Source organism: Nocardia sp. NPDC060249, assembly GCF_042728755.1.
In the GTDB taxonomy this organism is placed as follows: Bacteria; Actinomycetota; Actinomycetes; order Mycobacteriales; family Mycobacteriaceae; genus Nocardia.
This window is the reverse complement of the sequence record NZ_JBHXAQ010000002.1, coordinates 837,472-848,633: the sequence shown is the minus strand read 5'-3', so window position 1 is coordinate 848,633 and position 11,162 is coordinate 837,472. Positions and strand designations below refer to the sequence as shown.

13 protein-coding genes are annotated in these 11,162 nt (G+C 66.8%); 7 read left to right on the top strand and 6 right to left on the bottom strand.

What is annotated here, in order from left to right; all coding sequences use genetic code 11:
- Positions 1-855: an SDR family oxidoreductase gene (locus ACFWFP_RS11660; RefSeq protein ID WP_379294683.1), complete on the bottom strand. Its 855-nt coding sequence runs from the start codon at positions 853-855 to the stop codon at positions 1-3.
- A 61-nt stretch (positions 856-916) separates the two neighbouring features.
- Between ACFWFP_RS11660 and ACFWFP_RS11655 the strand changes: the two genes are divergently transcribed.
- Both ACFWFP_RS11655 and ACFWFP_RS11650 read left to right on the top strand, forming a co-directional pair.
- Positions 917-1,639: a PaaX domain-containing protein, C- domain protein gene (locus tag ACFWFP_RS11655; protein WP_379294682.1), complete on the top strand. Its 723-nt coding sequence runs from the start codon at positions 917-919 to the stop codon at positions 1,637-1,639.
- Positions 1,640-1,828: 189 nt separating this feature from the next.
- The gene (locus ACFWFP_RS11650; protein WP_379294681.1) at positions 1,829-2,365 is read left to right on the top strand and encodes a hypothetical protein; all 537 of its coding nucleotides are present in this window, start codon (positions 1,829-1,831) and stop codon (positions 2,363-2,365) included.
- A gap of 28 nt (positions 2,366-2,393) precedes the next feature.
- On the opposite strand, the gene ACFWFP_RS11645 is transcribed toward ACFWFP_RS11650, so the two are convergent.
- The 3 genes from ACFWFP_RS11645 to ACFWFP_RS11635 are packed head-to-tail and all read right to left on the bottom strand — an operon-like array spanning position 2,394 to position 4,448.
- Positions 2,394-3,185, bottom strand: coding sequence for an ABC transporter permease (locus ACFWFP_RS11645; RefSeq protein WP_379294680.1), 792 nt, complete (start codon positions 3,183-3,185; stop codon positions 2,394-2,396).
- Entirely contained in the window at positions 3,182-3,934 is a 753-nt protein-coding gene (locus tag ACFWFP_RS11640; RefSeq protein WP_379294679.1) for an ABC transporter ATP-binding protein, read from the bottom strand. The genes ACFWFP_RS11645 and ACFWFP_RS11640 overlap by 4 nt, the downstream gene beginning before the upstream one ends.
- A gap of 31 nt (positions 3,935-3,965) precedes the next feature.
- Entirely contained in the window at positions 3,966-4,448 is a 483-nt protein-coding gene (locus ACFWFP_RS11635) for a hypothetical protein (RefSeq protein WP_379294678.1), read from the bottom strand.
- Between the two features lie 188 nt (positions 4,449-4,636).
- Between ACFWFP_RS11635 and ACFWFP_RS11630 the strand changes: the two genes are divergently transcribed.
- Both ACFWFP_RS11630 and ACFWFP_RS11625 read left to right on the top strand, forming a co-directional pair.
- A complete protein-coding gene (locus tag ACFWFP_RS11630) occupies positions 4,637-5,119 on the top strand; it encodes a nuclear transport factor 2 family protein (protein ID WP_379294677.1) in 483 nt (160 codons plus the stop codon).
- 125 nt (positions 5,120-5,244) lie between these two features.
- Positions 5,245-6,414: a serine hydrolase domain-containing protein gene (locus ACFWFP_RS11625; RefSeq protein ID WP_379294676.1), complete on the top strand. Its 1,170-nt coding sequence runs from the start codon at positions 5,245-5,247 to the stop codon at positions 6,412-6,414.
- 39 nt (positions 6,415-6,453) lie between these two features.
- On the opposite strand, the gene ACFWFP_RS11620 is transcribed toward ACFWFP_RS11625, so the two are convergent.
- Positions 6,454-7,122: a hypothetical protein gene (locus ACFWFP_RS11620; RefSeq protein WP_379294675.1), complete on the bottom strand. Its 669-nt coding sequence runs from the start codon at positions 7,120-7,122 to the stop codon at positions 6,454-6,456.
- Between the two features lie 214 nt (positions 7,123-7,336).
- Between ACFWFP_RS11620 and ACFWFP_RS11615 the strand changes: the two genes are divergently transcribed.
- Positions 7,337-8,596: an oxygenase MpaB family protein gene (locus ACFWFP_RS11615; RefSeq protein ID WP_379295126.1), complete on the top strand. Its 1,260-nt coding sequence runs from the start codon at positions 7,337-7,339 to the stop codon at positions 8,594-8,596.
- A complete protein-coding gene (locus ACFWFP_RS11610) occupies positions 8,593-9,678 on the top strand; it encodes a lipocalin-like domain-containing protein (protein WP_379294674.1) in 1,086 nt (361 codons plus the stop codon). The genes ACFWFP_RS11615 and ACFWFP_RS11610 overlap by 4 nt, the downstream gene beginning before the upstream one ends.
- Positions 9,679-9,698: 20 nt before the next feature.
- Here the strand turns inward: ACFWFP_RS11610 and ACFWFP_RS11605 are convergent, their stop codons facing one another.
- Entirely contained in the window at positions 9,699-10,319 is a 621-nt protein-coding gene (locus ACFWFP_RS11605) for a TetR/AcrR family transcriptional regulator (RefSeq protein ID WP_379294673.1), read from the bottom strand.
- A 213-nt stretch (positions 10,320-10,532) separates the two neighbouring features.
- Here ACFWFP_RS11605 and ACFWFP_RS11600 point away from each other — a divergent pair, with 213 nt between their 5' ends.
- Positions 10,533-11,144, top strand: coding sequence for a DUF2637 domain-containing protein (locus tag ACFWFP_RS11600; RefSeq protein ID WP_379294672.1), 612 nt, complete (start codon positions 10,533-10,535; stop codon positions 11,142-11,144).
- The last annotated feature ends 18 nt before the right edge of the window (positions 11,145-11,162 follow it).

The window sequence follows — 11,162 nt, the reverse complement described above, 5'->3', positions numbered from 1 at the left end:
TCAGGCGCGCTTGTGTGGCGGGTCGACGAAGATGTCGTATTCCAGCCCGTCGGCACCTCCGTAGGGCGAGAGATCGGTGATGCCCTCGGCGCGCAGCACGTCGACGTCGAGGAAGGTGTTTCCGGTGACCGATCGCGCGTCCTTGCGCAGGAGCGCCACGGCGGCGTCGGCCATGATCTGTGGGGTACGGGCTTTGGCGATCGCGTCGTCGCCGCCGAGCAGATTCTGCACCGCGGCGGTGGCGATCAGGGTCTCGGGCCACAGGCAGTTGCCGGCGACGCCGTGTTCGGCGTACTCGGCTGCCCAGCCCAGGGTCAGCAGCGACATCCCGTATTTGGCGAGCATGTAGGCGGGGTAGGCGCCGAGCCATTCGGGAGCGAGATTCAGCGGCGGCGACAGGCTCAGGATGTGGGCGTTGTCGCTGCGGCGCAGGTGCGGCAGGCAGGCGCTGGAGAGCAGATAGGTGCCCCGCAGCTGGATCTGCTGCATCAGGTCGAATCGTTTGATCGGCAGTTCCTCGGTGGGGGCGAGGGCGATCGCCGAGGCGTTGTTCACGCAGTAGTCGATGCCGCCGAAACGCTCGACCGCGTGGGCCACCGCGTCGGTTACCGAGGCTTCGTCGCGCACATCGCCCACCACCGCGAGTGCCTGTCCGCCTGCGGCTTCGATCTCGGCGGCGGCGGTGTGGACGGTGCCCGGCAGTCGGGGGTCGGGCGTATCGGTCTTGGCGAGCAGCACGATGTTGGCGCCTTCGCGGGCGGCGGCGACGGCGATCGCCAGCCCGATGCCGCGGCTGCCGCCCGACATGATCATGGTGCGCCCGGCCAGCGGGATCGAGGACGTGGTCGTGGTCATACCGTGCGACGTTACAGTTTCCAGACAGTCGCGGCAATAGTGAAATATGTAGACTCGGCTCGTGAAATCCGCTGTCACCGCCTTCGACGCGCTGGTCCGTCCGGTGTCGGCCCGTTCGGCGGTGATCCGCATTCTGATCGCGGCCGATTCGCCGACGACGACCTCGAGCGAAATCTGCGCTGCCACCACCGCCGTCGGCTATCCGGAGACGACGGTGCGTGTCGCGGTGTCGCGGATGGTGGCCGCGGGCGAGCTGATCCGCGAACATCGCGCCTACACGCTCGACCCCGCTCTGCGCGCACGTCGGACCGAACTCGCCGCGCCGCCCGTTCGGCCCTGGGACGGTGAATGGGAGCAGGTCGTCGTCACTGCTGTCGGCCGCCCGTCAGCCGAGCGCGCGGCCCTGCGAGCCAGGCTGCTCTCGCTTCGCCTGGCCGAACTTCGCGAGGGAGTCTGGCTGCGACCGGCCAACCTCGTCCGCGCGCTGCCCGCGGACCTGGCCGCCACCACAGTCGGGTTCCGACTTCGTCCGGTCGAGACCCCTGCTGATCTCACCGCTGAATTATGGCCGCTGGCCGATTGGTCGGCGCGGGGGCGTGCACTGCTCGACGACATCGAAAACCCTGACCCGGCAACAAGATTCGCGGTCGTGTGTGCCGCGCTCGACCTGCTCACGACCGACCCCGCACTTCCCGAGGTGTTGCAGCCACGTGACTGGCCCGTCGACGCCCTTCGGGCGGAAACGTCGGCCTATCTCGCCGGGGTTCGGCAACTCGGCCTGTAGCCCGACGCTCGACAGGCGGCGGTCCGGAGCAGGGCGCGACACCTCGTGCACCGGTTCGGCGAGGACGCCCGGCCTATAGTCATGAGTAGCGACTCTCGACGAGGTGCACCGAATTTCCACCCCGCATGTCCGCACCTCCCCGCTTCGCAAGAGCGTTCTCGTATGGGTGCGACTAACGGGTGAGGACCGATGGCACGCGACAAAAACGAGCTCTTACACGGACCTTTGTTCTCCCGCAGCGTTCCGCTCGACCCTCGGAACGCCGCCCGCAGGATCAGCGCATATATCTATGGGAATGTCCTGATCCTCTCCGCGCTGATCCCGGTCGCACCGTCCGACGACGATGTCGGCATCGCGGTCGTTGTCGGCGCCGCCCTGTCGACGTTCATCGCCCACGTCTTCGCCGAGGGCGTCGGGCAATCGGTGCGCCAGGCCGACGCGCCCTCTCCACCCCAGCCATGGCTCGACCTGCGCGATTCGCTGCCCATCCTCAGTTCCGCGGTGCTGCCCTGCGCGATCCTCGTGGCGGCCGCGGTCGGGTGGCTCGAACCACGCACCGCCCAGGTGCTCGCCGAAGTCGCCATGCTGGTGCGGATCAGCGGTATCACCTTCGTGATTCGCAGGCTCGAGGGTGCGCGGCCGGATCGGTCGACCCTGCTCGGGGCGATTCTGCTCGGCTGCGCGGCCACCGCCGTCGTGGCCGTGAAGGTCGTCCTCACCCACTGATCCGCGGCAGACCGGCGTGAGCTGCCGGTCAGTCCGTCGTGACATCGCGTCGGGAGAGCCGCATCGTCCCGAGCACGAAGAACACGGTGGCGATGAGCGCGAAGTACGCCAGCGAGCCATTGGCGCCGCCGAAGATCGAGCGCATCGTCGGGTACTGGCCCGCGCCCAATTCGCCGTTCTTGAACGGCATCCACTGCGCCACGACGTTGCCGATCTTCACCGGCAGCATGGCGGAGAAGGTCTCGATGCCGAACTTCCACAGCAGCACCACACCCACCACGACACCCGGTCGCGGTATCAACCCGGCGATCCCGACCCCCAGTGCGGAGACGAAGAACGCGAAGACCGGAAGCCCCCACAGCAATCGCAGGCCCGCCGACGAGGTCAGCTCGACGCGCCCCCATACCTCGGGGAACACCACGGGAAAGACCGCGAGCAGGATGATCACGGTGGCCAGCGTCGCCGCCGCGGCGATCAGCCCGAAGACGATCAGCTTCGCCATCGGGAGCAGCCATCGACGGGTCTGCGCGCAGTAGACCAATTCCACTGTCGCGTACTTGAACTCATTGCTGAGCGAGGAGACACCCGCCGACATCAGCACGATCGTCGAGAAGATCATCACCCAGTAACCGGCATTGTCGGTGTCCATGCCGCCGGCGCCGTTGACCTTGTTCATCCGGGTGGCGATCGCCAGGCTCGCGTTCAAGGCGATCGGCAGCAGCACCGCGATCGGCACGATCGCGAACCACACCGGACTGCGCCAGGACAGTTTCGCCAGTTCACTGCGGACCGCACGGCCCAGATCGACTGTCGCGCTCACTGTTCCACCTCACCCGGCGCACGGGTGTCGCCTCGGTACTCGACGCTGCTCCGGGTGACCGTCAGATAGGCCGATTCCAGCCTGCGCGGGCCCGAACCGAGCGCCACGGTCTCGTCACGGCTCGCGTCGGAGAGAATCCGCCCGCGGCCCATGATCACGATCCGGTCGGCGACGAGGTCGACCTCGGTCAGATTGTGCGAGGCGATCAGCAGTGTCCGGCCCTGGCGGGCGAGCCCGGTCAGGAGTTCGCGCAGCCAGAGGATGCCGTCCACATCGAGGCCGTTGTCCGGCTCGTCGAGCACGATGGTCCGCGGGTCGCCCAGGAGGGCGGTCGCGATGCCGAGCCGCTGCAGCATACCGAGCGAAAACTGCCCGACCAGGCGGTTTCCGGCATCGGCCAGTCCGACGCGCGCGAGCACCTGTCCGACCTCACCCGCGGGAACGCCGCCGAGTCGCGCCTGCCAGGTCAGATGCTGTTTCGCGGTGTGCTTCGGGTTCCTGGCGAACGTATCGAGATTGAAGCGAACCTCGCGCATCGTGACGGCGAGTCCGCGCAGTGACTGCTCGTTGATCCGCACAGTGCCGGTGTCCGGTGTGGTCACACCGGCGACAATGCGCATGGTCGTGGATTTTCCGGCGCCGTTGGGCCCGAGCAGATAGGTGATCGATCCGCGGGCCGCCTCGAAACTGACGTCGCTGACCGCGACCCGCTCGCCGAATCGCTTGGATATTCCGGAAACTGTGATCATCGGCGATCGAGTCATCGAGAGAGATCGCTGGTCAGTAACCGAAGTCCGGGTTGCCGGTGCAGCCGCCCATCGCCTCGCACGTGGCCTTCCAATCGACCTTCCACAGACCGTCTTCCCGGACATAGCTGTAGTTGCCGCTCGTGGCCGGGAAACCCGCCATCACGCCGGACAGGGTGGCGGTCATGGTGTTGCCGGTGATGGTCTTCGACGTCGCGCGCTCCTGGATGGACAGGAAGTCGTAGACCCCACCCTGGGACAGAATGCCCTGGAGGGCCGGACCGACCGTCGAGCCGTGGTAGCTGACCTCTTCCTTCGCGCTCATCGGCAGATTCGGATTCCACAGTGCCGCGAACTGCCCGGCGATCGCGTCGAGTGAGGGATCCGCGTCCCGGATGTAGAGGTCCGCGACGGTCGCGTCCCGCACCGAGCGATCCGCGAGGACGGGGGCGGCGGTACCCACCGTCAGCAGCCCGGCGAAACCCAGGACGGCGAGTAGACCGGCGATCTTCTTCATGACATTTCCTTCGCGAACAGTCGAGACAGGCACGGTCGGTGACCGTTGACGCCTCGGATAGTGCTCCGGACGCTACTGGCTCTAATAAGGTTAGTCAAACCTAAGTTTCGCTGCCGTGTGCGGTGTTCGCCGGGGTTGGGGGCGCGCTTTCGCTGCGCTCGATCTAGAACACGTTCTACACTCCGCCCATGGACCTGGTTGCGCTCGAGGAGATCAAGCGTCTCAAGCACCGCTACTTCCGCACGCTCGACCTGAAACTGTGGGACGAGTTCGCGGACTGCCTCGCCGAGGACGTCTCTGCGCGCTACGGCACCCAGACCATGGGCGAGCCATTGCATTACGACAATCGCGCCGACGTCGTGGCGTTCATGCGAAAGAACCTCGGCCCCGGGATCGTCACGGTCCACATCGCCAACCATCCCGAAATCGAGGTCGACGGCGACACCGCGAAGGGTTCGTGGGCGTTCGAGGACACCGTCCTCGTGCCGGGCGCGAAGATCCAGATCCGCGGTGGCGGATACTATTCCGACACCTATCGGCGTGACCCGGACGGGGAGTGGCGAATCGCCTCGACCCGATACGAGCGCATCTACGAGGCATTGACCTCGCTGGAAGACCTCCCGAGCTTCACACTGCTCGCCAACCGCTGGGACCCTTCGCTGGAGCACTGACCAGATAGTCCTCAGGCTGATCAGCGACCGATTTTCTGACGAGCCTGAGTTGGTTGCGGTCTGCGGACGCGTAGATTCGACCGTGCTGCTGATCGTGAGTGTTCCTCGACGAAGGGATCTCTGTCATGAGCGGGTCGCCCAGGCATCGTGGATGCCGCAGAGCGTGTGGGGTGCTCGCGGTCGTGCTCGCCGTCGCCACGGGCGGCTGCGGTACGGAGGAGAAGTCCGACGGCTCCGCGTCCACGGCGGCCGGGAGTGCCGAAGCGGCGAAGATCGCCGATATCGTTCGCGCCGAGATGGCCGCACTCGACCTCAGTTCCGCGGTCTACGGCGCATGGCGGGGCGGTGAGCAGATCGCCCTCGGTGCGCTGGGCGGATCACCGCTCGGTGTGCCCGCGACCACGGATATGCGGTTGCGCGTCGGCCAGCCCATGGAACCCATGCTGTCCACGGTTCTGTGGCGACTCGACGGCCAGGGCGTGCTGACACTCGACGAGCCCATCGCCCGCTGGCTGCCCGACTTTCCGCGCGCGGACAAGATCACCGCGCGGATGCTCGCCGACAGCACCTCCGGAATCTCGGACTATGTGACCGAACCGGAGTTCCTGAAGATCTTCGGCGAGAACCCGATCCGCGAATGGACCGCGCCGCAACTGCTGGAACGCGCCAACGCCCGCCCTCCGCTGTTCGAGCCCGGTACCAGTTTCGCCTACGCCCACAGCGATCTGGTCGTGCTCGGCGAGGTCCTGCAGAAGGCAGCGGGCAAGCCTGTCGGCGAGCTGATCGCCGAACACATCACCATCCCCCTGGGCATGCACGACAGCGAAGTTGTTCTCACCCCGCAGATCGACGAACCGATCCTGCACGGCTACACCAACGAACGAAACTTCTTCGAGGACTCCACCTTCTGGAACCCCACCGCCTTCCTGCACAGCGGCAACATGAACTCCACCGTCGGCGATGTCGGCCGCTGGGTCCGCGCCCTCGGCACCGGCGAACGACTCACCCCCGACCAGTTCCAGCAGATGATGGGCCCGTCGACCGCGGGCCTCGGCCCGTTCACCACCGAGAAGTACTTCGCCTTCGGCGTGGTCCACCTCGCCGACTGGCTGTACATGAACCCGTCCTACGGCGGCTACGACGGTGTCGCCTTCTACGACACGAAAACCGAGACAACCGTCGTCGTCTACGACACCCTCGGCCCCACCTCCGATTCCAACCAGAACAACGCCGTCGGCATCGGCACGAAAATCGCGACTCTCCTGGTCCCTGACCGTCCGCCGGCGGTCCCCTGAGCAGCTGGCACCGCCATTGTGCCCAGTGATGGTCCGTAATTACCGTGTGCGCAGGACTTCGAGGCGGCCACTGACCGATGCCAAGCGACATCCGGCTGTGCCGGTGGTCAGCAGCAGGTTGGCGACTTGGAGCAATTGGACGAGGTATGGCTTGCCGGAGGCGGACTCGCGGGGCCACTCGTGCCAGTAGCGGGGTGGGTCGAGGCGGTCATCGAGGCCGGTGGGTAGCCGCAGTCGGTCACCGGGTGTGAGGGCGGTGATGTGCAGACCGGTGAGGGCGCTGATGGCGTCGTCGGACAGTGTCGCGGTTCGGGTGAGCATCGCCCAGCGGTGCAGCGGAACGTAGGGCGGCGCCGTGGCGAGCGTCGGTACCGCCAACGCGTTGCGGTCGTAGGCGGCGGCGGCCAGTCCGGCGGGAACGAGAAGCGCGGTGACCGTGTCGTCGCACACCAACTCCACACCTGTTCCGTCGGCGGTGATCTCGGTCGGTAGTCCGCGGTCCTGGTAGGCGGTCGTCCAGGCCAGGGGGTTGTGCAGCTCGGGTGCGTTCGGCCAGCGGAGACCCCGGGACCCGTTCAGGACCTGCCGCGCGGCGGCGCCGAGCTCGCACTCGTGGCGGCGGTGGTCGAACCAGTACCGGCGGGCCTCGGTGGGGGAGATCGCCAAGGGCGGGCTGTCACAGTCGAACTCCTCGTTCTCGAGTCCCAATGGTGTTCCTCCGGTGTCGGACGGCGGCCGATGACCACGGACGCGGGCACCGACGATCGTGCCACACGCTTCCATACTTTCAGGTATGGAAAAGTGTGCTTCATAGTATGGTCGGTGGACGCGACGCACAGCGCGGTCGTTCAGCGAATTTCATGTCAGGAGGCCGACATTGGCCGAGTTCGTCGAAGATCAGGTCCCGCGGGTCGTGGCCACCGTGGACACCGAGCGAGCGCCGTCGAGATGTCCCACCGCTTTTCGCTACCGGGAAGCCCGCGCCACGCCGGCTGTGCGACGGATCGAACGCGCTTTCACCGCGGTGACCCGGCAATCACTGTTCCCCAGTGACGACCAGGCAGCGGCCCTGTGCGAAGACCTGTTCGCCGGTGACCCGGTGGCCGAGCGATTCGTCGCCGAGGTGATGCACGGCCCGATCGGCTCGAAAGCCGGACGCGCGATGCTGGAGACGGCGCTGGCCGAGGGCATCGACGCCGTCGCGGACGCACCGGAGTCCATGCGCGCGCTGTTCGCCGAGTTCGAAACGGTGCCCGACTGGGTGGTCCCCGAATTGGTGGAACAGGGCGCGGCGATCTGGCGGCGCTGGGGAACCATGCTGTTCAGTTTCGCCGGCGCCGAAACCCTCGAGATGTACACCGAAGCCGCGGTCGCGACCCCGCTGTCACTGGCAGGCGGCTACGCCGGAGACAGTGCGCTGCGCCGCTTCCTGGAGACCACTCGCTTCTGGATGGACGTCTCGGCCCGCGACGCGCTGCTCACCCCGGGGTCGGCGGGCCGGGCCACGGCGCTGAAGGTTCGTGTCATGCACGTTTCGGTGCGCGCGAAGGTCGCCGACCATCCCGAATGGGACATGCAACGGTGGGGCCTGCCGATCAGTCAGACCTATCAGATGCTGACCCTGCTGGCCGGCAGCGTGACCCCCGGTCTGGGCTTGTGGGCGCTCGGCTATCAGACGACGCCCTCGGAAATCCGCGCGCTGCTGCACTTCCAGAAGTACATGGGCCACCTGCTCGGGGTGCGGTTGCGCTGGTACCCCGAGACCGTGCGCGACGCCCTGCGGGTGCTGGCCATGACGATGGTCTCGCGCTCCTACGACGCGCGGCAGCACGGTACGGAACTGATCGAGTCGTACCCGGCGGCGTTCGCGCCCCGTGACGGCCACCGCGGCCTGACCCGGCTGCGCGAAATGTACAACTACCGGATCAATTCCGTGTACTCCGCGATGTACATGGCACCGGGAACCCGTCGTCGCTACACCATGCCGCCCGCGTTCCCGTGGATCATCGTTCCGATCACGCGATTCCCGCTGATCACCGCGATGGAGATCGTGCGCCGGGTGTGTCCGCCGTTCGCCCGGGCGCACGAGAAACTCATGCTCGCGCATCGCGAGAATTGGTACCGAGCCCAGATGCGGGGCCGCACCGCCGCATTCGACGCCAGCGGCGCACTGCGCCGATGAACCCACCAGAGGCCGCGATGAGTACTGCCGACATCGTCGAAGTGTGGAACGGGCCGGGACGTCGCGACGGCGTGCTGACACCGGTGCGGCCCCGGCACAACGGACTGCATCCGTCGTCGAGCGCACTGGCCTTCGAACACTGGTACTTCGACGCGCACCTCGATACCGGGCACGTGGTGATCGGGTTCCTGATCAAACGCAGGCCCGAGGATCTGCCCCTGGCCAGGCCCTGGGTCGAGATGATGGTCTACGCACCCGACGGCAGCCTCCGTCAGGTGTCCCAGCGCTACCCCCGTTCGGCCACCTCGTTCTCGGCCGACGCCTGCGACGTGCGCATCGGTCAGAACACCGCACGCACCATGGTCGCCGCCGACGGGCAGGTGAGCCACCAGCTGCGGATGGCCGAGGGCGGCATCGCCTTCGACCTGCGATTCCACAACGAGGTACCCGGTTGGATGCCGGGCAAAGGCGAAACCCGCTTCGGCGCCAAGGATTCCTTCGGCTGGATGGTCGGCGCTCCCCGAGCGCGGGTGACCGGCGCGATCGAGCTCGACGGCGTGCGGCACGAGGTCACCGGACGTGGCTATCACGACCACAACTGGGGCGTCGGCGACATGAAGAAGATCATCGAGCGCTGGCATTGGGGTCGTCTCTATGTCGAGGACTACTCGCTGCTGTTCGCCTCGGTACTGACCCAGCAGCGCAGAGGCGGGCACGAGATCAGCCCGCTGATGCTCGCCCACCACGACGAGATCGTGCTGTCCACCGGCGAGACCAGGCTCACCGAGGGGCCCGAACGCTTCGACGCCACGGCGGGACGAACCTATCCCGAATGGGTCGAACTGCACGTGCCCGACCAGCTCGACCTCCGTTTGGACGTGGTGCGCGTCATCCATGCCCACGACCTGCTCGACGATCTTCCGGTGGTGCGATCGCGGATGATCAAGCCGCTGATGCACCGAGTGGTCGGGCACCCCGGCTATTTTCGGTTCGAGTCCACCTTCGATCTGAGCGTGCGCACCGAGGAGGGAACGCGGCGACGAACCGGTTCGACCCTGCACGAACTGGTCGCGCTGACCTGACCGGCACCGCGCCCGGACGATCAGCCCGGTGCGCTGGTGATGAATCGGAAGAACTCGCGGCGTTGCGCCTCGGTCGGCACGGGCAGGTTCTGGTTCCCGTGCACGAAGCCGATTCCGGCGAAACACATCAGACCTGCCCGCATCTGGGCCTGCTCGGCCGAGAACCCCATGTCGACGAGGGTGTCGGACAGCGTGTGAAATATCCGCTGATCCAGGGCTTTCACGGCCTCGGCCACCTTGGCGTTGGTCCGGGCCCAGTCCCGGACCGCGAGTTCGACCTGCCAGACCCGTTCGCCGGTGAGCAACTCACCCATGCGCGCCAGTCGCTGCTGCGGTGGCAGCTCGTCGAGGTCGTGGAAGCCGCGCGCCGCGTCGTTGTGGTCGGCGCACCAGAACTGCGCGGTGGTCTCCAGGAGCTGATCGATGCCGTCGAAGTGCCAGTAGAAGCTGCCCTTGGTCACCCCGAGTTCGTCGCACAGGGTGGAAATCGTGATGGCGGCGACGCCCCTTCGCAGCAGCACACCGAGTGCGGCGGTCGTCCAGTCCTCGACCCCGAGCCTGCGTGCCCCGCGTCCGGCTGCCGCCGCTTTGCGCTTGGACACCGGCTCGGCTGGTCGCGAAGCCCTGGTCCCTCCGGTCATGGCCGCCTTCCGTGTGCGCGTCGAGGCCAGCTTATCGCGCGGAATACGGCGTGCCGGTCGACGACTGGACGCACACCGACTGGTCGGTAACCAGGCGCGTGGCGAGAGGGCGCGGCCCCGGAGCGAATTCTGCGGCGATTCGCACTCCGCGCGGGCACGTACTCTGTTGAGTGCCTGCACATTTGGTGACCGTAGACCGTAGGATGGAGCCTGATGGACCACACGGACCCTTTCCCCCGCCCTATTCCTGTCACGGTACCGAAGCTGCTAGTGGGCTTAGGGGCGGCATTGGGCGTCGCTGCGGCAATCGCATCCTTCACCTTCACCTCCACCCTCGCGCGGGTCGCCGGAGTTCCCGAGCACCTGACCTGGCTGTGGCCGGTGGTGGTCGGTCTCACCGTGGCGCTGGTCGCCTGCACGTTCATCACGTTGGTGGGAATCCGCGATGAGAAGGCCACGTCGCTGGTGCGGGTCTACGAGTTGTTGCTCATGGCCGCCGTGCTGTCGAGCATTTTCGGAAACTTGCTGTCCATCTCCCGCGATCCGATCGAGATGGGAACCCTCGGTACCGCGATCGTGGTGTCGGTTCCCCCGATCTGCCTGATGATCTGCGTCGGCAACTATCTGCTGCTCACGGCAGTCGTTCCCGTCCGCATCGTGGCCGCGATCCGTGAGGACGACTGGCGGCTGCGCGTCCTCGGCATACCCGGTGCGCAGTCGCCGTCAAAAGATACGAACCCCACCCCCCATGACAGCGACTCGTGGTGGGACCAGCACCGCAGTGAGGCAAGGACCCCGCCGACCACACCGAGAACCCGGACGTGAGAACCCGCGCCCCAGCAC